The sequence below is a fragment of the Alteriqipengyuania triglochinis genome (assembly GCF_054655655.1).
Map to the genome: position 1 here is coordinate 21,734 of NZ_BAAHNC010000001.1, position 25,492 is coordinate 47,225.

General features: G+C 65.2%; 26 protein-coding genes. 13 read left to right on the plus strand and 13 right to left on the minus strand.

Annotated elements, in window-relative coordinates; genetic code table 11:
* Positions 1–40 precede the first annotated feature (40 nt).
* From ACYQ0L_RS00125 to ACYQ0L_RS00160, 8 genes are all read right to left on the minus strand, one after another.
* Positions 41–739 (minus strand): nitroreductase, encoded by a 699-nt coding sequence (locus tag ACYQ0L_RS00125; RefSeq protein ID WP_459786894.1) that lies wholly within the window; start codon positions 737–739, stop codon positions 41–43.
* Between the two features lie 97 nt (positions 740–836).
* On the minus strand, positions 837–2,057 hold the full coding sequence (locus tag ACYQ0L_RS00130; protein ID WP_459786895.1) for a cell wall hydrolase: 1,221 nt from the start codon (positions 2,055–2,057) through the stop codon (positions 837–839).
* A gap of 236 nt (positions 2,058–2,293) precedes the next feature.
* Positions 2,294–2,941, minus strand: coding sequence for a LuxR C-terminal-related transcriptional regulator (locus tag ACYQ0L_RS00135; protein WP_459786896.1), 648 nt, complete (start codon positions 2,939–2,941; stop codon positions 2,294–2,296).
* Positions 2,942–3,013: 72 nt separating this feature from the next.
* Positions 3,014–3,814, minus strand: a complete 801-nt coding sequence (locus tag ACYQ0L_RS00140) for a hypothetical protein (protein WP_459786897.1) — start codon at positions 3,812–3,814, stop codon at positions 3,014–3,016.
* A gap of 204 nt (positions 3,815–4,018) precedes the next feature.
* Complete coding sequence (locus ACYQ0L_RS00145) at positions 4,019–4,462, minus strand: DUF695 domain-containing protein (RefSeq protein ID WP_459786898.1); 444 nt, start codon at positions 4,460–4,462, stop codon at positions 4,019–4,021.
* Positions 4,459–5,682 carry a 5-aminolevulinate synthase gene (gene hemA, locus ACYQ0L_RS00150; RefSeq protein WP_459786899.1) on the minus strand — a complete coding sequence of 408 codons (1,224 nt, stop codon included), beginning with the start codon at positions 5,680–5,682 and terminating at the stop codon, positions 4,459–4,461. Before hemA ends, ACYQ0L_RS00145 begins: the two co-directional genes overlap by 4 nt.
* Positions 5,683–5,767: 85 nt before the next feature.
* Positions 5,768–6,565, minus strand: coding sequence for a glutamate racemase (gene murI / locus ACYQ0L_RS00155; protein ID WP_459786900.1), 798 nt, complete (start codon positions 6,563–6,565; stop codon positions 5,768–5,770).
* Positions 6,566–6,599: 34 nt separating this feature from the next.
* Entirely contained in the window at positions 6,600–7,298 is a 699-nt protein-coding gene (locus ACYQ0L_RS00160; RefSeq protein ID WP_459786901.1) for a LuxR C-terminal-related transcriptional regulator, read from the minus strand.
* A gap of 124 nt (positions 7,299–7,422) precedes the next feature.
* Between ACYQ0L_RS00160 and plsY the strand changes: the two genes are divergently transcribed.
* The 7 genes from plsY to ACYQ0L_RS00195 all read left to right on the plus strand — a co-directional run bounded on the left by plsY (position 7,423) and on the right by ACYQ0L_RS00195 (position 14,027).
* The gene (gene plsY, locus ACYQ0L_RS00165; RefSeq protein WP_459786902.1) at positions 7,423–8,034 is read left to right on the plus strand and encodes a glycerol-3-phosphate 1-O-acyltransferase PlsY; all 612 of its coding nucleotides are present in this window, start codon (positions 7,423–7,425) and stop codon (positions 8,032–8,034) included.
* The gene (gene dprA / locus ACYQ0L_RS00170) at positions 8,031–9,143 is read left to right on the plus strand and encodes a DNA-processing protein DprA (RefSeq protein WP_459786903.1); all 1,113 of its coding nucleotides are present in this window, start codon (positions 8,031–8,033) and stop codon (positions 9,141–9,143) included. Before plsY ends, dprA begins: the two co-directional genes overlap by 4 nt.
* Positions 9,144–9,191: 48 nt before the next feature.
* Entirely contained in the window at positions 9,192–9,935 is a 744-nt protein-coding gene (locus tag ACYQ0L_RS00175) for a hypothetical protein (protein WP_459786904.1), read from the plus strand.
* Entirely contained in the window at positions 9,932–10,618 is a 687-nt protein-coding gene (locus tag ACYQ0L_RS00180) for a hypothetical protein (RefSeq protein WP_459786905.1), read from the plus strand. Before ACYQ0L_RS00175 ends, ACYQ0L_RS00180 begins: the two co-directional genes overlap by 4 nt.
* 24 nt (positions 10,619–10,642) lie before the next feature.
* A complete protein-coding gene (locus ACYQ0L_RS00185; RefSeq protein ID WP_459786906.1) occupies positions 10,643–11,170 on the plus strand; it encodes a hypothetical protein in 528 nt (175 codons plus the stop codon).
* Positions 11,171–11,241: 71 nt separating this feature from the next.
* Positions 11,242–13,845 carry a type I DNA topoisomerase gene (gene topA / locus ACYQ0L_RS00190; protein WP_459786907.1) on the plus strand — a complete coding sequence of 868 codons (2,604 nt, stop codon included), beginning with the start codon at positions 11,242–11,244 and terminating at the stop codon, positions 13,843–13,845.
* A complete protein-coding gene (locus ACYQ0L_RS00195) occupies positions 13,845–14,027 on the plus strand; it encodes a hypothetical protein (RefSeq protein ID WP_459786908.1) in 183 nt (60 codons plus the stop codon). The genes topA and ACYQ0L_RS00195 overlap by 1 nt, the downstream gene beginning before the upstream one ends.
* Before the next feature lie 71 nt (positions 14,028–14,098).
* Here the strand turns inward: ACYQ0L_RS00195 and ACYQ0L_RS00200 are convergent, their stop codons facing one another.
* From ACYQ0L_RS00200 to lepB, 4 genes are all read right to left on the minus strand, one after another.
* Complete coding sequence (locus ACYQ0L_RS00200; RefSeq protein WP_459786909.1) at positions 14,099–14,536, minus strand: hypothetical protein; 438 nt, start codon at positions 14,534–14,536, stop codon at positions 14,099–14,101.
* Positions 14,537–14,746: 210 nt separating this feature from the next.
* Positions 14,747–15,661 carry a GTPase Era gene (era, locus tag ACYQ0L_RS00205; protein ID WP_459786910.1) on the minus strand — a complete coding sequence of 305 codons (915 nt, stop codon included), beginning with the start codon at positions 15,659–15,661 and terminating at the stop codon, positions 14,747–14,749.
* A 120-nt stretch (positions 15,662–15,781) separates the two neighbouring features.
* On the minus strand, positions 15,782–16,453 hold the full coding sequence (gene rnc / locus ACYQ0L_RS00210) for a ribonuclease III (protein WP_459786911.1): 672 nt from the start codon (positions 16,451–16,453) through the stop codon (positions 15,782–15,784).
* Positions 16,450–17,292 carry a signal peptidase I gene (gene lepB, locus ACYQ0L_RS00215; protein ID WP_459786912.1) on the minus strand — a complete coding sequence of 281 codons (843 nt, stop codon included), beginning with the start codon at positions 17,290–17,292 and terminating at the stop codon, positions 16,450–16,452. Before lepB ends, rnc begins: the two co-directional genes overlap by 4 nt.
* Positions 17,293–17,343: 51 nt before the next feature.
* Here lepB and pgi point away from each other — a divergent pair, with 51 nt between their 5' ends.
* Both pgi and ACYQ0L_RS00225 read left to right on the plus strand, forming a co-directional pair.
* On the plus strand, positions 17,344–18,885 hold the full coding sequence (gene pgi, locus ACYQ0L_RS00220) for a glucose-6-phosphate isomerase (RefSeq protein ID WP_459786913.1): 1,542 nt from the start codon (positions 17,344–17,346) through the stop codon (positions 18,883–18,885).
* A 241-nt stretch (positions 18,886–19,126) separates the two neighbouring features.
* A complete protein-coding gene (locus tag ACYQ0L_RS00225) occupies positions 19,127–19,609 on the plus strand; it encodes a TspO/MBR family protein (RefSeq protein ID WP_459786914.1) in 483 nt (160 codons plus the stop codon).
* Here ACYQ0L_RS00225 and ACYQ0L_RS00230 read toward each other — a convergent pair.
* On the minus strand, positions 19,606–20,688 hold the full coding sequence (locus ACYQ0L_RS00230; protein ID WP_459786915.1) for a mechanosensitive ion channel family protein: 1,083 nt from the start codon (positions 20,686–20,688) through the stop codon (positions 19,606–19,608). The genes ACYQ0L_RS00225 and ACYQ0L_RS00230 overlap by 4 nt on opposite strands.
* A 271-nt stretch (positions 20,689–20,959) precedes the next feature.
* Between ACYQ0L_RS00230 and ACYQ0L_RS00235 the strand changes: the two genes are divergently transcribed.
* The 4 genes from ACYQ0L_RS00235 (at position 20,960) to ACYQ0L_RS00250 (ending at position 25,463) form a co-directional block, all read left to right on the plus strand.
* Entirely contained in the window at positions 20,960–22,357 is a 1,398-nt protein-coding gene (locus ACYQ0L_RS00235) for a DEAD/DEAH box helicase (protein WP_459786916.1), read from the plus strand.
* Between the two features lie 64 nt (positions 22,358–22,421).
* Positions 22,422–23,111, plus strand: coding sequence for a CDP-alcohol phosphatidyltransferase family protein (locus ACYQ0L_RS00240; protein ID WP_459786917.1), 690 nt, complete (start codon positions 22,422–22,424; stop codon positions 23,109–23,111).
* A gap of 81 nt (positions 23,112–23,192) precedes the next feature.
* On the plus strand, positions 23,193–24,548 hold the full coding sequence (gene gorA, locus ACYQ0L_RS00245; RefSeq protein ID WP_459786918.1) for a glutathione-disulfide reductase: 1,356 nt from the start codon (positions 23,193–23,195) through the stop codon (positions 24,546–24,548).
* 54 nt (positions 24,549–24,602) lie between these two features.
* The gene (locus tag ACYQ0L_RS00250; RefSeq protein WP_459786919.1) at positions 24,603–25,463 is read left to right on the plus strand and encodes a hypothetical protein; all 861 of its coding nucleotides are present in this window, start codon (positions 24,603–24,605) and stop codon (positions 25,461–25,463) included.
* Positions 25,464–25,492: the final 29 nt, after the last annotated feature.

Consider the following 25,492-nt stretch of genomic DNA (forward strand, 5'->3'; position numbering starts at 1 on the left):
ATCTATCGGGGGGAGGCGCCTGCGCGTGCGGGCTCTCCCCTTAGCCATCGAAGCCGACGAAGCGGGCGGTTTCGTCCAGCGGCTTTCGTTCGGAGACGACCGCGTTGGCGGGGAAGTCCGGATCGGGCCAGCCCATCGCGACGCAGATCATGATCACCTGATCCTCCGGGATGCCCGCATGCTCGCGCACCACGGGGCTCTGCATGATGCCTTGCGAGTTGATCACGCAGCCCAGCCCGCGCGACCATGCCGCATTGACCAGCGCATTGGTGATCGCGCCGCAATCGAACGGCGCGATGTCGCTGCCGAGGATCGCGCGATCGTAGGTCACCACGACGGAGACGGGCGCATCGAACTGGCGGAAGCCACGCAGCGTCCAGTCCTGCCTGCGCTCCTTGTCCTCGCGTTCGATCCCCATCGCGCCGAACAATTGCTTGGCCACGTCGATCTGGCGGCGGCGGTGGTGTTCGGGCGGGTCGCCTTCGGGCCGGCGGAACTCGCGCGTGTCGGGATTGCCCGCGAGGATACCTTCGGTGTTGCCCCGGCGGATCGCGTCGAGCGGATCGCCGGTGACGACGGTGAAGTTCCAGCACTGGTTGTTGTAGGACGACGGCGCGCGGGTCGCGAGCGCGAGAATCCCCTCGATCAGCTCGCGCGGGACTGGCTTGTCCAAAAAGCCGCGAATGCTGCGGCGGCCGGTAACGACCTCTTCGTAGCTCTGATCCCGATTGCCGCCCATGCCTGCTTCTCCCTGTGTTTGCCGCCGGACTAGCGCGGGCGAGACGGTCCAGCAAATCCGCTACGGCATTGGGATGCCATGGTTTTGATCTGTGGGATCAGGGCCGCGTGGCGGGCAGGCAGCGGCCAGTGGAGGGCTGGCCAAAAAGGCGGCAGTCGAAGAACACGGCCTCCGGATTGCCATTGCGCGGCGCGAGATAGCTGAAGCGCAGCTGGCGACGCGCCGCGTCGGGCAGCGGCAGTTCGGCGGGGATCGCGCTCGCCTCGCTCCAGCCATAGACCTGGCAGAACCTGTCGCCGGGGCACAGCGTGCGGGCGTTGGCGACGACCGCCGCAGGATCGTCGCCCGATCCGACGAGCACGAAATGCGCGCCCGGGCCGGGGCCGGGCGAAGAGCCGGATGTCTGGGCGGCGCGGGCGGCGTCCGCGCTCAGTTCGCTCCTCGTGCTGGCCGAGTTCTCCTCCTTCCCGGTGATCGAACGCACGGCCTCGCTGTCGGCGACGAGGCTGGGCAGCAGCGCTTCGGGGCGCTCGACCTCCTGCGCGACCATACGCAGCGCCATCGGGTCGGGCTCGCCGCCGCGATAGGCGACCGAGAAGGCCCGGCTGGTGCCCCAGAAGCCGCGCCAACGGAAGAACAGGTGCGGTCCGACGACCGCGATCTTGTCCAGCTGGTCGCTCCACCACGGATAGACGTAATTCGCATGGTAATGCGTCGCGATGCCTACCGCGCTCTCGACGCGTCCACCCAGCGCTTCTTCGGCACGCTGACGCGCCGCGCGCCACTGGCTTTCGGGGTAGCGCCGCGCGAGCGACCCGTCGCAAGTGAAGCTGAACTGGCAGCCTGTCGGCCGGTGGGACCCCTGATAGACCACGCCGCATACGGTGTTGGCGAAACCGGGATGGCGCGTGCGGTTCAGGATGACCTGGATCACCGCGCGCTGGTCGGCATCGCCGTAGCCGGCCTCCGCCATCGCGGCGAGGGCAAGGCAGTCGCGCGCGCGGGCGCGGTCCGCACTACTGCCCTCGAACCGGAAGGGGCTCGCGGTGCCGGGGCCGCCGTCGACGATGGCGACCGCTTCGTTGCGCGCCTGCGCATCGTCGGGTGCGAGTTCGGATTCGAGCAGCGCCTCGCCCGCGCCACTGGCGGGTAGCGCCTCGACCGGGGAGGCCGAAGCGATCGCAGTGGCGGCCGGTTGGGGGTGCACTGCATCGCGCGCCGCGGAGATCGACAGGACGACGAACGTCAGCAGCAAGATCGCCGCTACGCCGACCAGCGGAGCATTCTCGCGAAACCAGAGGGAGGCGGACGTGTGCATCGCCGCCTATCTAGTCTGAATCGCAGGCAATACCATCGGCGATGGATCGGGATGCATCACGCATCGACCAGCTTCAGGAGATCTGTGGAGGGGTACCGCGTGGACACCGGTCCACTGGTGGAGTCGGGGGACAGCTGAATCTAGCAGGTGCCCACGCGGCTTCTGAGATATGGCTTCGGAGCGCCGGTTTTTCGATATGGCCCTCTGGCACGCTGACCCAAAGGCGGTACCTGGCTCTACATGCCCGCTTCGACAGCCAGCCGGACAAGGTCCGCCGATGTGCGCAGCTCCAGCTTTTCCATCACCAGCTTGCGGTGCATCTTCACCGTCTTTTCCGACAGGCCGAGCGCGCCCGCGATCTGCTTGTTGAGCAGGCCGCTGGCGACCATCCGGGTGACCTCGAACTGGCGCGGGGAGAGCGTCTGCATCATGGCCGATGCACGCTCTCGGCGGCTGACGGCGAGATGCGGCTCGTCGCAATCAATCGCGACCTGGCTGCCGAGGAAGTAGAGTAGCTCGTTTTCCTCGTCGTAGATCGGCGCGACCAGCACTGCGTTGCGGAAGGGCTCACCGCTTTTCTTGTAGTTTAGGATTTCGACCAGAACCGGCTTGTTTTCGCGCACGCCGCAACGGATCTTCTCGGTCAGCCATGGCTCGGTGCCTTCCCCGGCGAGGAACCGGCAGTTGCGCCCAAGGATTTCCTCGGGCGGGTAACCGGTCAGGTCGATGAAGGGCTGGTTGACCGCCACGATCGGATTGTCGGGCAGGCGCGGGTCGGAAATTACCGATGCGATCGGGCTCGATTCGACGATCTGACGAACCCATTGGGCAGGCTTGGGATCACGAATGGAAAAGGACTGATCCCCGTCCGAATCCCATCTCATTATCGGAGTTGCCTGACCCATGGGCAATATATCGTCAGCCTCGCGAGAAAATGCAAATCGTCGGGGAGAAACTCATGTGGCCGCCGGTGCCTTGCGGTGCTTGGCGAGCACGCCGGACACCCGGCCGAGCGCGGCGCCCACCTTTTCCGGAAATTCGCCGGGGGCAAGTTCCATCGTGGTGTTGTGTGCGGTCGCCACGCGCCGGGCATCGGGCCATTCCTGTGCCATGCCGATCGCCCACTCGCGGAATGTGTCGGCAGCGTGGAGATCGGGCTCCAGCGCTTTGGCCAGGGTCGGATGGAAGGCGAGCTTGCCGGTGAAGGGCAGCAGCGAGAGCGGGAAGGGCGCCTCGATGCAAGAGAGCGTATCGTCGACGAAGATCGTTCCGCTCGGGCGGTGATAGGCGAGGATGGACGAGAAATGGACGTTCTCGTCTTCGCACACCATCTGCACGCCCTTGGGGACGGAGAAGCTCAGCGCATCGCCGAACAGCCCGTCGAGCGCGCCTGCCTCGCACGTGCCGCTTTCCCACTGGAGCCCGGGAAACTTCTCGTGATGGCGGCGCGTGCCGTAGAGCTTCGCGTGCGGATAGGTCTTCGCCATCCATCCGATATGCAGCGTGTGGAAGGGGTGGACGTTGATGATCGCGGCGACCTTCTTGCCGCCATCGGTCAGCGCGTCGACCTTCGCTTTCAGATCGTCGTCAAGCGTATAGCTGTCGAGGAAGACGAAGCGCCCGTCGGGCAATTCGATCAACGCACAATGCGTGCCGAGATCGACAAGCCCGCCAAGCTTGAACGATCCGCGGATGTGATAGAACCCGTTGCCAAAGTCGGTGAAGGTGCCGGCCTTTACTTTTGTTATCTCTGCCATGGTGGGCAAGCGCACGGGATGCCGTGCGGTTCCGGGCTTGCGTGACCGGTGCGGTTATTTCAGGCGCCGATGAAGTTTCGAGCGGCTTCGTGGCGGTGAGGACAGCCCGGTCAGCGCACCGTTAGCATCGAGCATGGTCTGAAATTCGGGTGGCACATCGTGCCGGAAGCCGGGATCGGCGGTAATTATGGTGTTAGCGCGTTTCTATTGAGCGCCATCGCGAATTTCAGCTAAGCCGGCCCACTCAGGATCATCGTACACCTGCAATTCTAGCGGATAGGGACCCAACCCGGATAGAGCATTGCTAAACTCGGCTTGGAAGGAAGCGATGTCGGGCGTGTAAAACCGCCACTCACGCCTGCCATCATGGGTGATGATCGCGACGCAAGATCCCCACCATCGGTCATTGTCGCTGGCTTCCAGAATTCGGTCTTCGAATTCTTCCATGGCAGCCATGTCTTTGGAGTTTGGCAAACCGGACGTGTCGCTTGGCTCATAGGCCCAACGCACCATGATCAGCTTGGCGAAGAGGTCTCTGTCGGCCGTCGATGGAAGCCCGGATCGGTATCGCGCCAACAGCGGTCCCGTCGACGTCTTACCCTGAGCAACCGTCCACTCGTCAGTAGGAAATATGCCGGAGCTACTCACGCCGCCTGACGCAGCTCCAGCTCCAACCGGTCCCAGATCTCGGCCAGTGCGTCGACCAGCTCGCGCATCATTTCTTCCGTGTGCGCGGGGCCGGGGGTGAAGCGCAGGCGTTCGGTGCCGCGCGGCACGGTCGGGAAGTTGATCGGCTGGACGTAGACGCCGTACTCGGCGAGCAGGATGTCGCTGATCCGCTTCGCCTTCACCGGGTCGCCGACCATCAGCGGCACGATATGCGTGGTGCTGTCCATCACCGGCAGCCCGGCATCGCGCATGATCTGCTTGAGCAGCGCGGCAGCCGCCTGCTGCGCGTCGCGTTCCTCGCTACTGTTCTTGAGGTGCTTGACCGAGGCGAGCACGCCCGCGACCAGCACGGGGCTGAGCGAGGTGGTGAAAATGAAGCCCGGCGCATAGGAGCGGATGCAGTCGACGATCCGCTTGTCCGCCGCGATATAGCCGCCCATTACCCCGAAGGCCTTGCCCAGCGTGCCTTCGAGGATGTCGATCCGGTGCGCGGCATCGTCGCGTTCCGAAATGCCGCCGCCGCGCGCGCCGTACATGCCGACCGCGTGGACTTCGTCGCAATAGGTCAGCGCGTTGTACTTCTCGGCCAGGTCGCAGATCGCGTGCAGCGGGGCGACGTCGCCATCCATCGAATAGACGCTTTCGAAGGCGATCAGCTTGGGCGTGTCGGGATCTTCGGCGGCAAGCAGTTCCTCGAGATGGTCGAGGTCGTTGTGCCGGAACACGCGCTTGGCGCAGCCCGAGTTTCGGATGCCGGCAATCATGCTGGCGTGGTTGAGTTCGTCGGAGAAGATCACGCAGCCCGGCAGCAGCTTGGCCAGGGTGGAAAGCGTCGCGTCGTTCGACACGTATCCGCTCGTGAAGATCAGCGCCGCTTCCTTGCCGTGCAGATCGGCGAGTTCGGCCTCCAGCTCGATATGGTAGTGCGTGTTGCCGCCGATATTGCGCGTGCCGCCGGAGCCCGCGCCGACATCGTGCAGCGCCTCTTCCATCGCTTCGGTCACCTTGGGATGCTGGCCCATCGCGAGATAGTCGTTGGAGCACCACACGGTGATCGGCTTCGGGCCGTTATGGCCATGGAAGCAGCGCGCATTGGGGTAGGCACCCTTGTTGCGCAGGATATCGATGAAGACGCGGTACCGGCCTTCCTCGTGCAGGCGATCGATCGCCCGGTCGAATATATGGCTGTAATTGGTCACAGTGGGAGTCCCACTAAGCTTCCGAAACCGCAGATTCCAGCGCGATCTTTGCGAGTGATTCGCAAAGATGAAGGATATATTGCAATCAGAATTGCGTCGCGTGCATCAGTCCGTGACGCTCGAGCATCGGCGCAAGGCCGGACAGGCTTTGCGCGCTGCCGGTCGCGACGGCGAAATCGCTGCCCGCCCGCGCGAAGCTCTGGCCCTCGGTCAGCGAGGCGATCCGCCGGGCGATACCGGCGGCTCCGTCGACCAGTCGCACATGCTCGCCGAACACCGCGCGCAGTTCCTCTGCCAGCAGCGGGAAATGCGTGCAGGCGAGCACCAGCGTGTCGAGATCGCTCGCCTGCGGATCGTGGCGCAGGCCGGCGACCGCTTCGGCCACCGCACCCTCGGCCAGCGTCTCACCGCGCATCTTCGCCTCGGCCAGCGGGACCAGCGCGTCGGCGGCGAAGCGGATCAGCCGCTTGTCGCTCGCGAACTCCGCCTCCAGCCGGTCGACATAGGGCTGGCGCACGGTCGCCCCTGTGCCAAGCAGGCCGATCGTGCCGGTCTTCGTGGCGAGCGCGGCGGGCTTGATAGCGGGCACCGTGCCGACGATCGGGATTGCGAGCACGTCGCGCACCATGCCCAGCGCGATGGTGCTGGCGGTGTTGCAGGCAATGCAGATCAGGCGCGGCTGGTACCGTTCCGCCATCCGCCCCAGCAGGCCGCAGACGCGCGCGGCGACCTCCGCCTCGCTCTTGGTGCCGTAGGGGAGGCCTGCGAAATCGGCGGCGTAGATCACCGGGGCGTCGGGTAGCAGCTTCCGCACCTCGGCAAGGATGGTCAGCCCGCCGACGCCGGAATCGAAGATCAGGATGGGGGCGGAAGGTTCGGCCATCGCAACGAGCCGATGGCCGAGGTCCCGCCGCCGGTCAACTTTCTGGCGAACGCATCACGGCTGTAATGTTGGAGATTTCGATGTCGATCTCGGCAAAGCGCTCCACGCTCCAGGCCTCGTATTCGTTGAACGAGATGCGGCCGTCGGCATTTGCATCGGCGGTGGCGTAGAATTCATCGACCTGCGCAGTGTCCGAACTGTCGCCAAGAAGCGCAACGCCATCGCTTTCGACCGGCTCGCCCGGGTCGACAAATTCGACCGTCACGAACGGCGATTCGGGATCTTCGAGAAAACCGTTTCCGTCCCGGTCGAGCAGCTCGAACACGCGTTCGAAATTGCCGTTGACCGCGATCTTTTCGGGTTCGGCGGGCTGTAGAGTAGCGGCGAGAGCGAATGTGGCGACGATAAGCATGGCAATTCCTCCAAAGACAATTGTGCGAGGCCTCCATCCCTCGTCGTGGATCGCCTCAACCGGAAGGTCCGGCGGACCGGTTACGGCCCGGTCGTACCCCTCTGCCTCGGCCAGCATGCGCGCCGCTTCCAGCGATGTCGCGACGTCCAGCTTGGTGCGCGCCATCTTCAGCCGCTTCTCGACCGCATGATGCGAAATGCCGAGGTCGAGCGCGATTTCCTTCGCGGTCTTGTGCTCGAGCCACAGCCGCAGGCACTCGCGCTCCCGCTCGGTCAGCCGCGCAATTGCCGGGTCGGCATCTTGAGTTTCTAAGGCTTCCATAGCGCGAAGGCTTACCCGCGGCAGTGGTGCGCGCAAGGTACGGTCTGCTGGTACTCGAACCGATCCGGGCGCATTTTGGCAGGCAGAGCTTCGACAAGCGGCCCGGGCGGGCTATGGGGTAGGCATGGACACTCTCTACGCCGCACTGATCGGTTACTTACTCGGCTCGATTCCCTTCGGCTATCTGCTCACCCGCGCGGCGGGGCTGGGCGATGTGCGCGCGCAGGGGAGCGGCAATATCGGGGCGACCAACGTGCTGCGCACCGGAAGCAAGAAGCTGGCGGCGGCGACGCTGCTGCTCGATCTCGCCAAGGGACTGACCCCGGTGCTTGTCGCGCGCGCGCTGTTCGACCAGCCCACGATGATGCCCGAAGCGGCGCTCGGCCCTGTGCCCGCCGCGGCTCTGTTCGCGGTGATCGGCCACTGCTTCCCCCTCTGGCTCGGCTTCAAGGGCGGCAAGGGCGTGGCGACCAATGCGGGCGTCGCATTCGGGCTCGCGTGGCCGCTGGGGCTGACCTACGCGATCGTGTGGCTGGCCGTCCTCGGCGGGCTGCGGATCAGTTCGCTGGCCGGAATGGCGGCGGTCGTGTGCGCCGCGATTGCCGCGTCGATCCTCGAATACGAGGCCTTCGTTCCCGTTCTCGCGCTGATCGCGGTGCTGGTGCTGTGGCTCCACCGCGCGAATATCGGGCGGCTGGTGAAGGGCGAGGAGCCCAAGGTCGGCGCGAAGAAATGACGCGAGACGGGGGATGGGGGCTCTCTCAGGCCGAAGCTTTCGCCCGTATCCGCCTGTTGCGGTCCCCCCGGATCGGCCCCGTTACCTTTTCCCAACTCCTCGCCCGCTATGGCAGCGGGGAAGCAGCGGTCGAGGCCTTGCCCAACCTCGCCAAGGCGGGCGGCGGGCATCATACCCTCGCGAAGGAGGATGCGGTCCGGCGCGAGGTCGAGGCGGTGAAGCGCCATGGCGCGCGCTACTTGTTCCACGACCAGCCCGATTATCCGCGAGCGCTCGCCGAATGCGACGGTGCGCCGCCCGTCATCACCTATCGCGGCGACCTTTCGCTGGCGAGCAAGCCGGTGGTCGCGATGGTCGGTGCGCGCAATGCCAGTGCGGCGGCGGTGAAGCTGGCGCGCGAATTTGCGCAGGCGCTCTCGGCAGAGGGGTTCGTCGTCGTCTCGGGGCTGGCGCGCGGCATCGACGGCGCCGCGCACGAGGGCGCGTTTCCGAAGACCATCGGCGTGATCGCGAGCGGGATCGAGATCGCCTATCCGCCGCAGCATGCCGAGCTGCAGGAGCGAATCGCGAGCAAAGGCCTGCTGATCGCCGAACAGCCCCCGGGCACCGAACCGCGCGGCAGCCACTTCCCCAGCCGCAACCGGATCATCGCCGGCCTCGCGCTGGGCACGCTGGTGGTGGAGGCGGCAGTGAAGTCCGGCAGCCTCATCACCGCGCGGCTGGCGGGCGAATACGGGCGCGAGGTGATGGCGATCCCCGGCAGCCCGCTCGATGCGCGCAGCCACGGCTGCAACCATCTGATCCGCGAAGGCGCGGTGCTGGTGCAGGAGCCATCGGACGTGGTCGAACTGCTCAGCACATTCGACGGCGCCCCCCGTTCGACCTTTCGCGAACCGGCTATCCCCTACGAACCCGTGCCGGAGGATATCGTTGACGCCGAACCTGCGGACATTGCCAGCCTGCTCGGCACTGCGCCCGTCGGCGTGGATGAGATCATCCGCCAGTCGGGCGCGCCCGCCGCAGCGGTGCAACTCGCGCTGCTCGAGCTGGAGATCGCCGGGCGGCTGGCGCGCCACGCGGGCGGCAAGGTCAGCCTTTCCTCCGTCTGAGCGAGCCGATATGCAAACCGCCGCGACGCAATTCGAAGAGGGGGGATCATGGATCGTGAAGCGGATGTCAGCGGCATTCTGAGCCAGACCGTGGATGTGGCCAGCGGGGTGGGTCGCGCCCTGGCGATCTACGTGCTGGTGCTGGGCGTGTTTTCCGGAATCGGCGGGCTGTTCGGGCTCGCGTCGATGGAGGACGACATGTTCTCCGTCGGCTTCAACTACGATTTCATCGTCGGCGAGACCGCCGGCATCCTCGGCGGCCTGTTCGAGATTGTCGGCCTCGTGCTGTTCGTGGTCGCCAGCTATGTCCTGCTCGCGCAAATGATGGCGGCCGTTGGGCGGCCGATGCGCCGGGGCGGGCGGTTCTGGAGCTTCGTGGGCATGTCGATCCTCGCGATGATCGGGGTGATGATCGGTTTCGTCCTGCTCATCATTCCCGCTGTCATCCTGATCGTTCGCTGGTCCGCCGCGAACGGGTTCGTTCTGGGCGGGGAGCATTCGGTAACGGAGGCGCTGGGCGCGAGCTGGGAAGCGACCGACGGACGCGGCCTGTCGATCTTCGCAGCGGGGCTGGTGCTGTGGATCGCGCTGGCGGTTCTCAGTTCGATCGTGGTTGCCATCGTCACTGGGATCGGGCTTGCAGGCGAGACAATGTCGCCGCTTCTCGCCCTTGCGATGGCCGTTTCGGGATTTGTCGAGGCGTTCGGCAATGCGGTGAGCTTCGCCTTCAGCATTGCGGTGTTCCACCTCGTCGCGCCCGCCGATACCGCCTTGGCGGAGGTTTTCGAATGAGTGCAGGCCGGAGCATCGCCCTGGCAAGCGATGCGTCGTTCGGCGATCGGGTCGGCATCATCTGGAACGAGGCGTGGCGGCTGCTGGCAGCAGCGCCCGTGGATGTCGCCGCATATCTCCTCTTCACGATCATCGGGGTCACGCTTGCCGACCTCTTCGCTCCCGAAGCGGGAGGGACCTTTGCGGTGAACTTCGCCTCACTTGCCGCCGCTTTTGCGCTTACTCTCAGGATCGTCAGGAAAGGCGTGGAGGGTGGCCAGCGCGGGCATCGCGGCTTTCTGACCTATCTGGGAATTTCATTCTTGTCCGGAATCGCCATCGCGCTTGGCCTGTTGCTGCTGATCGTGCCGGGATTGATCCTCTGGGCGCGCTGGTTACCCGCCTATGGCTATGCCCTCGGGGAGGGGCGCGGGGTGACGGAAGCCCTTTCCGACAGCTGGGAGGCGACAAGCGGGCATGTCGGCCCGATCATCTGTTCGATGCTGGTACCTTCCGTCATCGGCCCGGGTGCCGCCATGGCGGTGATCTTTATCGCAGAAGGCTCCGGCCCAGCGATCTGGTGGTCCTCGCTCATCGCCAATGCGCTGATCTATGGCTGGCAAGCGGCGAGCATAGCGATCGGTCTGGCGGTGTTCTCGCTGCTGGTCCGGCGCGACAGCGAGCTCGTCGATGTGTTCAGCTAGGCTGATTTTCTCAGGGAGAATGTCGTGAACTTTCACCTAAAATGGGCGCTTGCAATCCCCTTGGTGATCTTCGGGGGCTACGCACTTGGGGCGCTGCTTGGTCAGGGAGCGGTCGAGGATCGCCAAGATGCGACGGTCACCCTTGTCGCACTACTGGTAATGGCGTTCGTGCTGCTCGTGCTGGCGGTCGCTGCGCTGGTCGCACTCTTCACGCGATCGACTTCGTCCAGCCCCATGACGCGGCTGGCAGACCGATTTCTTCCCGTGGTCGTCCTGGCCATCTCGCTCGTGATCTTGAACGGGATCATCCAGCATCAATTGCGCGCATCCAAACTTGCCTTCGTCGCCGATCACCGATCCGAATTCGCCGGGCCATCTCCAAGTGCGGTCGTGTACGCCGAGGGCATTCCCGATGGAGGCGAAGCGATCGTCAAGCTCCCCGGTCGCAATCCCGAGAGCCTGTCGCAAGCGGTCATGGTCGATCTCACCGGCGAGAGGATCCAGAGCTGTACGCGCTTGGACGACGCGTTCTGGGCATGTCATTTCGATTGAGCGCTTGACGAACCGCATCCCCGATTCCCACTCTCGCGCGTACGTACACGTGAAGGAACGCCCCCACTCTTATGCAACTGGTCATCGTCGAATCGCCCGCCAAGGCGAAAACAATCGAGCAATATCTCGGCAAGGACTTCAAGGTTCTCGCCTCCTACGGTCACATCCGCGACCTGCCGCCCAAGGACGGCAGCGTGCGCCCGGACGAAGATTTCGCGATGGACTGGGAGATTTATTCCGACCAGCGCAAGCGTGCCCAGGTGAAGGCGATCGCGGACGCCGCGAAGAATGCCGACCGCCTTGTCCTCGCAACCGACCCTGACCGCGAAGGGGAAGCAATCAGCTGGCACGTGCTGGACATGCTTAAGAAGCGCAAAGCCCTGCCAACCAACGTCGACCGGGTGACCTTCAACGCGATCACCAAGGGCGCGGTGACCGAGGCCATGAAGAAGCCGCGCGCGCTCGACCAGGATCTGATCGACGCCTATCTGGCGCGCCGCGCGCTCGATTACCTGTTCGGCTTCACGCTCAGCCCCGTGCTGTGGCGCAAGCTGCCCGGCGCCAAGTCGGCGGGCCGCGTGCAGTCGGTCGCGCTGCGCATCATCGTCGACCGCGAGCGCGAGATCGAGGCGTTCAAGGCCGAGGAATACTGGTCGATCATCGCCAGTTTCGAGCAGGATGGCACGCCCTTCACCGCGCGGCTGGTAACGCTCGACGGCAAGAAGCTCGACAAGATGACGCTGGGCGACGAAGGCAGCGCCATGGCTGCCAAGCAGGCGGTCGAGGACGGGCGCTTCACGGTCGAAGGGATCGAGACGAAGCCGGTCAAGCGCAACCCCGCGCCGCCGTTCACCACCTCGACCTTGCAGCAGGAGGCGGCGCGCAAGCTCGGCTTCTCGGCCAGCCATACGATGCGGTGCGCGCAGTCGCTCTACGAAGCGGGCGCGATCACCTACATGCGTACCGATGGCGTAAGCATGGACCAGAGCGCGATCGATGCCTGCCGCGATGCGATCACGGACCGCTATTCCGCCGAGTATCGCCCGGAAAAACCGCGCTATTACAAGACTAAAGCGAAGAATGCTCAGGAAGCGCACGAAGCCATCCGGCCGACCGATTTCCGCAAGGACAAGGCGGGTTCGGGCGACGAGGCGCGGCTTTACGATCTTGTCTTCAAGCGCGCCCTGGCCAGCCAGATGGCAACCGCACAGCTCGAACGCACCACGGTCACCCTGACCGAGGGCAGCGGGCAGCACTCGCTCCGCGCCACGGGCCAGGTGGTGAAATTCCCCGGCTTTCTCGCGGTCTATCAGGAAAGCTTCGACGACAAGGACGACGAGGACGGTGGTCTGCTCCCGCATATGCGCGAAGGCGACGCCCCGGCGCGCAAGAGCGTCGAGGCCAACCAGCACTTCACCCAGCCGCCGCCACGCTATTCCGAAGCCTCGCTGGTCAAGCAGCTGGAGGAGCTGGGCATCGGGCGTCCGTCCACCTACGCCTCCACCATCCAGACCTTGCGCGACCGCGAATATGTGCGGATCGAGAAGAACCGCTTCTTCGCCGAGGAATCGGGCCGCCTGCTGACCGCCTTCCTCGAACGCTTTTTCCCCACCTACGTCGCCTACGACTTCACGGCGGGGATGGAGGAAGAGCTGGACGATGTCTCCGGCGGCCGCGCCGAGTGGAAGGCGATCCTCGAGGCGTTCTGGAAGGACTTCAAGCCCAAGTCCGACGAAGTGATGGAGCAGAAGCCGTCGGACATCACCGCGGTGCTCGACACCTTCCTGTCCGACTACCTCTTCCCCGAACGCGCCGACGGCAAGGACCCGCGCTTCTGCCCGCTGTGCGACCAGGAAGGGCGCGCCGGGGGCCGCCTGCACCTGCGTGGGGGGCGCTTTGGTGCCTTTGTGGCCTGTGAAAACTATCCCGAGTGCAAGTTTACCCGTCGCTTCGCGCAGCCGGGTTCGGACGCCGACGAAGTGGCCGAGGATGCGGTGCTGGGCGAAGATCCCGAGACCGGCCTGCCGGTCGAGCGCAAGACGGGTCGTTTCGGGCCGTACCTGCAGCTGGGCGAGGGCAAGGAAGCCAAGCGCGCGAGCATTCCCAAAGACGTGCCCGAGTTGGACCTCGAAATGGCGCTCAAGCTGCTCAGCCTGCCGCGCATCGTCGGTCAGCACCCGGAGACGGGCAATGATATCGAAGCGTCGATAGGCCGTTACGGCCCCTATCTGCGCCACGATGGCAAGTACGCCAGGCTCACCAGCACGGCCGATGTGTTCGATACCGGCATGAACGCCGCGGTTACGTTGCTGGCCGAGGCGGCGCAGAAGGGCGGCCGAGGGCGGGCCAAGGCGGAGCCGATCAAGGTGCTCGGCAAGCACCCGACCTCCGAGGCCGAAATGAAGGTAATGCCCGGCCGCTACGGCCCCTACGTCACCGATGGCACGACCAACGCGACCATTCCCAAGGACGTGAAGCCGGAGGATGTGACCGAGGAGCAGGCGATCGAACTGATCAACGCGCGCGCCGCCAAGGGCCCGGCCAAGAAGAAGAAAAAGGCAGCCCCGAAGAAAACGGCGGCGAAGAAGGCCCCGGCGAAGAAGGCGGCGGCCAAGAAGCCTGCCGCGAAGAAGGCGCCTGCCAAGAAAACCGCCGCCAAGAAGGCGGAGGACTGATGGCGAAGGACAAGTTCGAGCGACACAAGCAGCCCTGGACGGGCGACGAGGCGGGCCAGCTGAAAACGCTGGCCGCCAAGGGGCAAGGTCTCAAACAGATCGCCAAGGCGCTGAACCGCAGCGAGGAATCGACCAAGGACTTCGCGAAGAAGAACAAGATCGCGATTGCAAAGAAGCGGTAGGCACAGCCTCCCACCCAGATCAGCTCGCCTCCCCGTTCGGCTTCGCAAAACGGGGAGGGGCGCTTCGTTCTTTACTGCACCACCGGCACGTCTTCGATCGTCACCAGCGCTTCATCGCCACAGGTGACGATAATCTGGCGAATCTGGGAGTACGGCGTCGTCTCGGCGTAGCGGACTTCGGTGGGCGTGATGACCTGCATGGTCATGCCGTCGGGCTTCTCGGCTTCCAGACGGAAGCGCAGGCCCGGGGGCTGCATGCGGTCCGCAGGGCCGCCGATCAGCTCGACTGACCAGCCAGGCGTGGGCATGTCGACTTCGCCCTGGATGTGCAGCGTCGGCTTCGCATTCGGGCCTGGCATCATGTTGATCCACGCTTGCCAGTCGCGCGAATCGTTCACCGGGCAATTGGCCATCGGGGGCGTCGCTTCGGGCACATCCTCATAAGGGGCACAGGCTGCGAGGCACAGTGTGCCGGCGGCGAGACTGGTGACGGAAAGAAAGCTGCGCAATGTTCGATCTCCTGACAAAGGGATAGCGGTAGGGACTGCCCCTCCCGGTGATGTCCGGTCGAGACGTTTCGGCCCTTCTACCTTTCTGACGGAGACAGGGCATGAACCCCTTATTCCGCCAGTCTAAAGCCTTCGGATGGAGCGCAATGCGCGCTGGTCCGTTCCCGGGGACCCATCAGCCGCGCAGCATTCAACCCTCGGGCCCGCGTATCACTTGGTCCAGTCGAGCCCCATTTCCTCGAACATTTCCTTGTCCTCGGCCCAGTTCTCGGTCGCCTTCACATGCAGGAACAGGTGGACCTTCCGGCCGAGGATTTCGCTCAGCTCCTCGCGCGCGGCCTGGCCGATCGACTTGATCCGGCTGCCGCCCTTGCCGAGCACGATCATCCGCTGGTTGTCGCGCGCGACCACGATCTGCTGGTGGATCTCCACGCTGCCGTCCTTGCGCTCGACATATTTTTCGGGTCGGACCATGCTGTCGTAGGGGAGTTCCTCGTGCAGCTGGCGGTAGAGCTGTTCGCGCGTGATTTCGGTCGCCAGCAGGCGCTCGGGCGCGTCGGAGACCTGATCTTCGGGATACATCCATGCGCCTTCGGGCATCTCGGCGGCGAGCGCGTCCTTCAGTTCGGTCACCCCGTCGCCGGTCAGCGCCGAGATGAAGTAGATTTCCGCGAAATCGACCTTGGCCGAAAGCTCCTGCGCCAGCGCGAGCAGAGGCTCCTTCTTGGCGATATCGACCTTGTTGAGGACGAGGATCTTCTTTTCGGGCCGGTCCGTAAGCTGTTCCAGCAGCGGCTCGAGCTCGTGCCGGCGCTGTTTGACGGGATCGACCAGCAGCAGCACGGCGTCCGCGCTTTCCGCACCTTCCCACGCCGCGCTTACCATCGCCCGGTCGAGCCTGCGGCGCGGCGCGAAGATGCCGGGCGTGTCGACGAGGATCATCTGCGTGTTGGCAGTGTCGCTTTCATGCAGCGCGATGCCGAGCATGCGCGCGCGCGTGGTCTGCGCCTTGGCGCTGACGATGGCGACCTTCTGGCCGACCAGCGCGTTGACCAGCGTGGACTTGCCCGCATTGGGCGCGCCGAGCACGGCAACGACGCCGCATTTCTGTTTCGTATCAGTCATATAACCTTTTTCTCCTCACCTTTGAGGGGGAGGCAGGGTGGGGGTGGTCCAGCGATTGCGGGAGGTGTTGCGTCCATCCCCGACCCCTCCCCGAAGGGAGAGGAGTGCAAGCATCTGCGCCTACCCATACTGCTCCATAAACGCTTTTGCCGCCGCCGTCTCCGCTTCCTGCTTGCTGCTGGCGGTGGCCTGCGCCTCGCCGACATTCTTCACGGTGACGCGGACGGTGAAGCGCGCGGCGTGATCGGGGCCGGAGCGGTCTACCAGCGCATATTCGGGCGGCTTGCGCCGATTTCCCGCCGCCCATTCCTGAAGGGCGGACTTGGGATGCTTGGCGCGGCCCGCATCGCCTTCGACCGCATCGGCCCAGAGCTTGTGAACCAGCGCCTGCGCGCTTTCGAACCCGGCCTCGCGCAATTGCGCGCCGAGCAGCGATTCCATCACGTCGCCGAGGATGTTGTCGCTGTCCGCCGCACCGTCGTCGCGCGCCTGCCGGCCCAGTCGGACATGACCGGATACGCCGATCTTGCGTGCCACCCGGGCGCACGCCGCCTTGCTGACCAGCGCGTTCAGTCGCTGCGCCAGCACGCCTTCGCTCACCTGGCCCTGCGTATCGAACAGCCACCCGGCGATGGCGAGGCCGAGGACGCGGTCGCCGAGAAATTCGAGCCGCTGGTAATCGCGGCTCTCACCCAAGCTGCCGTGGGTCAGCGCTTCGGTCCACAAGGCCTCGTCGCTTGCTGCAAAGCCGACATTGGTCAGCCAGTCGCGGGTATCGTTCCAGTCGCTCATAGCGACTGCCCCGTACGCTCGCGCCGGATGGCGGGCAACCAGCTCGACGGGTCGCGCCAGCGTTCGGTGCCATCGGTCGACCACAGGATCGCGCCCGGCTGGGCGACCAGCAGGCGTTGCGGTACGAACCCGATGCCGCCGCCGGGCACCGCGGGAAAGCGGCTGTCCATCGAATTGTCGCGATTGTCGCCGAGCAGGAACATCGTCCCTTCCGGCACGGTCCGGGGCCCCCAGTCGTCTTGCGGCGTGCGGCCGAAATCGATCACGTCGTAATTCACGCCCGACGGCAGATATTCGCGATTGCGGCGATAGTGGCAGTCCGCACCGCCGGTCGGCCGCACGGACTCGGCACCGCCCCATTCGCACGGCGTGTTCGGAGTGATCGGCACGATCGCATCGTCGCTGGCCGACTGGCTGAGAATCTGGCCGTTGAGGAGCACGTATCCGCCGCGCAGCTCCACCGTGTCGCCGGGCAGGCCGATCACGCGCTTGACGTAGTCGGTCCCGTCGACGGGGTGCTTGAAGATCACGATGTCGCCGCGCTGCGGCTGGTGGGCGAACCACCGTCCCGGGATCAGCGGGATGTCGAAGGGCAGCGAGTTGCTCGAATAGCCATAGGGCCACTTCTTCGCTGCGATCGTATCGCCCGGCATCAGGCTGGGCATCATGCTCTCGCTGGGAATCGTGAAGAGCGAGAAGGCGAAGGTGCGCAGGGCGAGCGCGGCAAGCGCGACGACGATCACGAGGAGGAGCAGGTTTGCCAGCCCGCCGCCGCGCGTCCTTCCGCCAGCCTCGTCCCCGGTCCGGTGCGGCTCGCCTGCTTCACCCTTTTCATCCATCGCCGCAGCACCTAGGCGCTGGAGGCAGGCAGGCAACAGGATTTTGCGAACATGAGCGATAGCAGGACAGCGGCTTGGAACCGGATCGAGGGCGTGCCGCAGGCAAGCCTTGGGGATCTGTTCGAACGGGACGACAACCGCGTGCATGCCCTGACCGGCCGGATCGGCTGGGGCGAGGGCGAAGATGCCGCCGGCATTCGCTTCGACTGGTCGAAAACCCACCTGACCGACGATCTGCTCTCCGCGTTCGAGGATCTGGCGAAAGCGAGCGATTTCGACGCCAAGCGTGCGGCGCTGTTCGCGGGCGATCCGATCAACGTCACCGAAGGCCGCGCTGCCGAGCACACTGCCCAGCGCGGGTCCGGCAGTGAAGCGAGCGTCGAGGAGGCGCAGGCCCTTCTCGCGCGGATGCAGATGCTGGTCGAGGCGATCCGCGAGGGCGCGCTGGGCGAGGTCAACCACCTGATCCACATCGGTATCGGCGGCTCCGCCCTCGGCCCCGCGCTGGCGATCGACGCGCTGACCCGCGATCTCGCCTATGTCGATTGCCACGTGGTCTCCAATATCGACGGCGTGGCGCTGGAAGCCGCGTTCGAGGCATGCGATCCGGCGACCACGCTGGTCGCGGTGGCGTCCAAGACCTTCACCACGATCGAGACGCTGACCAATGCTGACAGCGCGATGCGCTGGCTAAACGAGAATGGCGTGTCGGACCCGCATGGCCGCGTGATCGCGCTGACCGCCAATCCCGAAGGAGCGGTGAAATGGGGCGTCGACGAAACGCGCGTGCTCCCCTTCATGGAAAGCGTCGGCGGGCGCTACTCGCTGTGGTCGAGCATCGGCTTCCCCGTCGCGCTCGCGGCAGGGTGGGACGAATTTGCCGCGATGCTCGAAGGGGCTGCCGCGGTCGATGCGCATTTCCGCGAGACGGACGGGCGCGACAACCTCGCATTGCGCGCCGCCTTTGCGGACCAGTACTATGCCCGGGTGCGCGGCTGCCAGACCCGCGCGGTGTTTGCCTATGACGAGCGGCTGGCGCTGTTCCCAAGCTATCTCCAGCAGCTGGAGATGGAGAGCAATGGCAAGCGCGTGACCTCCGACGGCAAGCCGGTCGACGGGCCGACCGCTCCGATCACTTGGGGCGGCGTGGGGACCGATGCCCAGCACGCCGTGTTCCAGCTGCTCCATCAGGGCACGCACCTGGTGCCGGTGGACTTCATTGCCTCCATCGCCCCCGGAGACGCGCTGAACCCAGCACACCACCGCATCCTGCTGACCAACTGCTTCGCGCAGGGCGCGGCGCTGATGGCGGGCGGCAACATGAGCGCGGACGGTAAGGACCCGGCGCGCGACTTTCCCGGCAATCGCCCTAGCGCGACAATGCTGTGCGACGACATGGATGCGGCGACGCTCGGCGCGCTGATCGCCTTCCACGAACACCGCACCTTCGCGAACGCGGTGCTGATGGGGATCAACCCCTTCGACCAGTTCGGCGTCGAGCTGGGCAAGAAGATGGCCAAGGATATCGAGGGCGGCGCGGCGGACTTCGACGCGAGTACGAAGGCGCTGCTGGAGGCGAGTGGGTTGGGGTGAGCGTCCTCGAAGGCCAAGTGACGTTGACGGAGCTTATCGATTACAAGGTCAGAGCTGCGCAAACCCGGGGCGATGTCTATGTTTGTGCGGTGCGCCGCGAGAGCAAGATGTAGCCGCGACAGGCTACGATCTTCGATTTCACTTCCTTTGACACTCGCTCACCAGCCCTTGCTCTGCAGGCGCTAAACATCCAACTTAAGCGCGATTGCCAAGCACCCAAGCCGCGCCTAGTCTCGCGGTAATGACGTTCCCCATCATCTTCGCCGTTGTCTGGGCGCTGGTCCTCACCATCGGCGGTGGGCTGCTGACCAGTATCGGCGAGTGGTACCGCGATCTGAACAAGCCTAGTTGGCAGCCGCCAGACTGGCTGTTCGGCCCGGCGTGGACCGTCATTCTGGTGCTGGCGGCGTGGGCCTTCGCGCTCAGCTGGAATGGTGCGCCCGAGAGTGCGCGTCCGTTTTTGATCGGGCTCTATCTTGCCAACGGGCTGTTCCATTTCCTGTGGTCGCCGCTGTTCTTCACTGCGAAACGGCCCGACTGGGCGCTGATCGAGGTGCCGTTCCTGTGGCTGTCGGTCCTCGCGCTGACCATCTTCCTGCGCGAATGGTCGGTTGGGGCGAGCTGGATGATCGTGCCCTATCTGGCGTGGGTCAGCTTCGCGGCGATCCTCAACTGGAAAATCGTGAAGCTGAACGGGCCTTTCGGGAGGAAGGCCGCCGCCTAGGTTGGCGCATCGGACCCGGCTTCCTCCACCAGCCGTAGCTTCGCGAAATCCTGCGGGCGGTGGTCCGCCAGCCACTCCATCATCCCTTCGCGGATATCGCACCTGAGGTCGAACAGGGTGGGGGAGTCCTTGGCGCTCATCAGCAAGCGCACTTGCTTGGAATCGCGCGTCGTCTCGGTCACCTGGACGACCTTCACCCTGCCATCCCAGCGTGGGTTCGCTTCGACCTGCCGGAAGAATTCTTCGCGCAAGGGGCCGATCTTCGCCTTCGGGTCGAGATGGAGGAATACGGTGCCGAGCAGGTTGGCGGTCTGCTTGGTCCAGTTCTGAAAGGGTTTTTCGAGGAAATAGCTGGTCGGCACCACCAGCCGCCGCTCGTCCCAGATCTTCACGACCACGTAGGTCGTGCGGATATCCTCGATCCAGCCCCATTCGCCTTCGAGCACGACGGCATCGTCGATATTGATCGGCTCGGTCAGCGCCATCTGCACGCCAGCGATCAGCGACTTGAGCGCAGGCTGTGCGGCGGCACCGACCGCAAGGCCCGCGAGACCGGCGGAAGCGACCAGCGTCAGCCCGATGTCGCGCACGCCGGGAATGGCGAGCAGCATCAGGCCCACGGTGACGAACACGATGATGAAGGTCGCGATGCGATTGAACATCGTCAGCTTGGTGCGCTTGCGGCGGGCCTTCAGGTTGTCCGCCACGGAAATGTCCGCGTGCAGCTTCGCCGCCTCGATCATCGCCTTCAGGATGGCGAGTGCGATCCAGCCGACCACTGCCGGCAGTACGAAAGCGGCGATGCTGGTCCAGAACTCGCTCAGCTCGGGCACCCGGTGCGATGCGGCGACCAGCCCGAGGACGATCGCGGCTGCCCTGGTGGGCGCGCGCAGGCGCCGCACCACGATATCGTCCGCATTCTCGTCCGTGCGTCGCGCGATCCGCTTGAGCAGGTAGAACAGCACGGTGTGCAGCGCGAGCGCGAGCACGACCGCGATGCCTGCCGCAATCGCGGCGTGGAGCGGGTCCGCCAGTGCGCGCGTGCCCTCTTCGATGGTTTGGCCGATGGGTTCGATCATATCCGCCCCTTGTCATGTCCCTCCTGTTGCAACGCAACATCGCCGCTCATGTTTCGAAAACGCCCGTGCTCGATTGACTTTTCCGCTGCGATGCACCATCTGGACCGCATCGAGGCGCGCGCCAGCGTGAAGCGAGCGGACAGACAAGCCCGCTCCCGGCAGCCCTTCGGTCCTTTTCCAGAGACTTCCCTTTTCACGCGGGTCGTTTTGACACCCGCGCCGCGCGAGCTGTGACTCTGCGCGCCGCATATTTTGCGAGTTACATACCCACATGACGAAATTCTCAGACCTCGGCCTGTCGCAGCCCGTTCTCCAAGCGCTCGACCTCCAGGGCTATACCGAACCCACGCCGATCCAGGCGCAGGCCATTCCATCCGTGCTCGAAGGGCGCGACCTTCTGGGCATCGCGCAGACCGGCACCGGCAAGACCGCCGCCTTCATGCTCCCCAGCATCGATCGTCTGCGCGAGGCGGATAACCAGACCCCGTTCAAGTCCTGCCGCATGCTGGTGCTTGCGCCGACACGCGAACTGGCCGGGCAGATCGCCCAGAGCGCGAAGGATTACGGTGCGCTCGCGGGCCTCAAGGTGCAGTCGATCGTCGGCGGTACCTCGGTCAACAAGGATCGCAACAAGCTGCACCGCGGGACCGACATCCTCGTCGCGACGCCGGGTCGCCTGCTCGACCTGATCGACCAGCGCGCCTTCACTCTCGATGCGGTGGAAATCCTCGTGCTCGACGAAGCGGACCAGATGCTGGACCTCGGCTTCATCCACGCGCTGCGCAAGATCAATGAACTGACGCCCAAGACGCGCCAGACGCTGTTCTTCAGCGCGACGATGCCCAAGGCGATCAAGGATCTTGTGAGCCAGTATTGCCGCAATCCGGCGCAGGTTTCGGTCACGCCGGAAAGCACGACGGCAGAGCGGATCGATCAGTATCTCTTCATGGTCCAGCAGGACGAGAAGCAGAGCCTGCTCGAGCTGATCCTCTCGGGCCGCCACGAAATCCCCGGCAAGCTGGAACGCGTGCTCGTCTTCGCGCGCACCAAGCACGGCTGCGACCGTGTGGTGAAGAAGCTGGCGCAGGTGAACATCGCGGCCAACGCGATCCACGGCAACAAGAGCCAGCCGCAGCGCGAACGTGCGCTCGACGAGTTCAAGCGGGCGAAGACCCCGGTGCTGGTGGCGACCGATGTCGCCGCGCGCGGGATCGACATCCCGGGCGTCAGCCACGTCATCAACTACGAACTGCCCAACGTGCCCGAGCAATACGTGCACCGCATCGGCCGGACCGCGCGTGCGGGTGCCGACGGCATCGCCATCGCGTTCTGCGCCGAGGACGAGCGGCAGTATCTCAAGGATATCCGCAAGACGACCGATGCCGAGTTCGAACGCCTGCCGCTGCCGGAAAACTTCCGCGCGGTGGTCGAAGGCGTCGGCCCGACTAAGCCTGCACCCAAGCAGCAGCGCGGCCAGCGCGTCAGCCCCAAGCCGATCGGCGACGGTGCGCGCAAGCCCAAGGCCAAGCATCCGGCCCGCAAGGGCAAGCCGCAGGGCGGCAATGGTTCGGGCGGTCAGGGCCGCGGCGGTGCCGGGGGGCAGCCGCGTGGCGGCCAGCGTCGGCGCAACAACCGCTCCGGCGGCGCGCGCTCGGGCGGTCAGGCCTGAGTGCCGAGCGTCCCTGTACGTTTCGGTCTCTCGATAGACCGCAGCGATGGAACCGGTGAATTCAATGGGTGAGCAATCTCGCCCCGGAACGCAGCCGATCGACCGCGTGCAGCAGAACGTGCTGGCGCGCGGCGAACGGTGGCTGCTCAATCACCTATGCGCGCGGATGCCAAGATGGGTCACGCCCGACCTTCTCACCTTTGCGGGGATGGTGGGCGCGGTGGCGGTGTTCGCAGGCTATGCCGCCAGCAATCTGGGCGATGGCTGGCTTTGGCTGGCGATCGCCGGATACGTGCTGCACTGGTTCGGGGATTCGCTCGACGGAAGTCTCGCCCGGTTCCGCCGGATCGAGCGTCCGCGTTACGGCTACTTCCTCGACCATAGCTGCGACGGACTTGCGACCACGCTGGTGGTCCTCGGCCTCGGCTCGTCGGCCTATGTGCAGCTGGAAGTCGCGCTGGTGGCGTTGGCGGGCTATCTGCTCATGTCGATCCACGCCTTCCTCTCGGTCCGCGTGATGGGCGAGCTACGCCTGTCCTACCTGATGGCGGGGCCGACCGAACTGCGGCTTGTGCTGATCGCGATGACGGGTGCGATGATCGGCCTCGGGCCTACCCCTGTGATCGGCGTTTTCACCGGCTTCGACCTGTTCGTGGGTGCGATCGGCGTGTTGCTGATCTGCCTGTTCGGCGTTCGCACGGCGGCAACGGCGCGCAAGCTCGCGCTGGAAGAGCCTGCCGTCAAATACCGGTAGCGCGCCCTTTGCCACCGCACCCGGTTGGCAATCGCCATCCGCACCGCCATATCGCGCGCTCCCGCAACAGGAGTTCCGCGAATGCCCGCCGACCAGTTCGATTATGATCTCTTCACCATCGGCGCAGGCTCCGGCGGGGTGCGCGCCAGCCGCGTGTCGGCCGCCCATGGTGCGAAGGTCGCGATTGCGGAAGAACACCGCGTTGGCGGCACCTGCGTCATCCGCGGCTGCGTGCCCAAGAAGATGCTCGTCTATGGTGCGCATTTCGCCGAGGACCTGAAGGACGCGCGCAGCTTCGGCTGGTCGACCGAGAAGTGCGAGTTCGACTGGAAGACCCTGCGCGACAACGTGCTCAAGGATGTCGACCGGCTCGAAGGCGCCTATACCGAGACTCTCGAGAACCACGACGTCACGATCTTCAAGGAACGCGCGACGATCACCGGCCCGAACGAGATCACGCTCGAAAGCGGGCAGGAAGTGACCGCCAAACATATCCTCATCGCGACCGGTGCAACGCCGCGCAGGCCCGAGTTCGAGGGGGCAGAGCACGCGATCAGTTCGAACGAAGCCTTCCATCTCGACGCGCTGCCCGGGAAGATTATCATCGCTGGCGGTGGCTATATCGCCAATGAATTTGCAGGCATTTTCAACGAGTTCGGATGCGATGTTCACATCGTGAACCGTGGCGACCGGCTGCTGCGCAGCTATGACGAGGCGGTGCGCGACCGCTTGCTGCAGATCAGCACTACGAAGGGCATCAAGTTCCGCTTCAACACCACTTTCGAATATATCCGGCCGTGCGACGAAGGCGGCTATGTCGTGAAGATGTCCGACAGCGAGGAGGAGAAGGCCGACCTCGTCCTGTTCGCGGTCGGGCGCATTCCCAACACGCAAGGGCTCGGCCTCGAGAACGCGGGCGTCGAGCTGGGCGAGAACGGCGAGATCAAGGTCGACCGGTTCAGCAAGACCAGTGTCGATCACATCTATGCCGTCGGCGACGTGACCGACCGCGTCCAGCTGACCCCGGTCGCGATCCGTGAAGGCCAGGCCTTTGCCGATACGGTGTTCGGCGATGGCGAACCGGTCGCGGTCGATCATGGCTGCGTCCCCAGTGCGGTGTTCAGCCATCCGCCCATCGCGGCGGTCGGCATGACCGAGGGCGAGGCCAAGAGCGCGCTGGGCAGCGTGAAGGTCTACCTGTCGGACTTCCGCCCGATGAAGAACGTGCTCGCGGGCCGGAACGAGCGCAGCCTGATGAAGATGGTCTGCGATGGCGACAGCGGCAAGATTGTTGGCATCCACATGATCGCGCCCGAAGCGCCCGAAATGATGCAGGCTGCCGCGATCGCGGTGAAGGCGGGCCTAACCAAGGCGGACTTCGATTCTACCGTAGCAATCCACCCGACCATGGCCGAGGAACTGGTGCTGATGCGCTGATGCGCTGATGCGAGGTTCAGCGGCGGTCAAGCCGACTGCCGCGATCCTGCCGCGATGCGCATTCTCATCGCCTCGATCGCCCTTCTCGCCGCCTGTGCCCCGGCAACGGGCGAGGAGAACTCGCCCGAGCCCCCGGAGCCGGGCGCGCTGGTAAGCTACGCCACGCAGGTCGAGGCGCCGACGCCCGACTATGCGCAGCTGGCCAGGCAAGCGCGGCTGGATGGCGAAGCCTATGTCCGGCGCGATGCCACCACGCCGCCCCCCACCAATGCGCGGGCGATCGGCCAGGCGTGGTTCGATCGGCTGGAAGCGCGGCATGCGCTTCTGGGAGCGGGGCTGGGCGGCAAGGGGCCGGACGGGCCTGTGACCCATCTCGATGTCGGGATGACCGAAAGTCAGTTCGAAAAATGGGCCGACGAGCAGGGCTGGGACGTCCCTGCGCACATTTCTTGGACTTTCGTCCCCGCGATGAACCTGCCTGCCGTCTCCGACGCAGCGAAGCCCGGCATCCGCTACTGGCCCGCATCCTCGGCCCGCACGGGCGCGCAGAACGAGGCCTTGCTGTCAGGCCGCGTCGAACTGCGCGACGGATGCTTCTGGGCGACACAGGGTGATGGAGAGGCGGACAAGCTCGCCTTTTTCCACGCTGAAATCGGGCTCGATCGCGATGCGGAGGGCTATTACATCCTCACCGACCGGGTCGGCGGGCAGACGCGCGCCCGGCTTGGCGAACCGATGAGCTGGGGCGGACCGCCCAGCGCCTATATCGGCGCGCGAGCCGAACGAGAGCTGCGTGAGGCCTGCGGCGATGCGCCGATCCTCGTGGTCGGCTCGCCCGAAAGCCGCGAGCGCTTTGCCACCGCGTATCCGCACACGCGCAATCCGGCGAACCCTCCGCCACCGCCCACCGATTGACCGCTACGGCCCAGCCGTGCAACGCATCT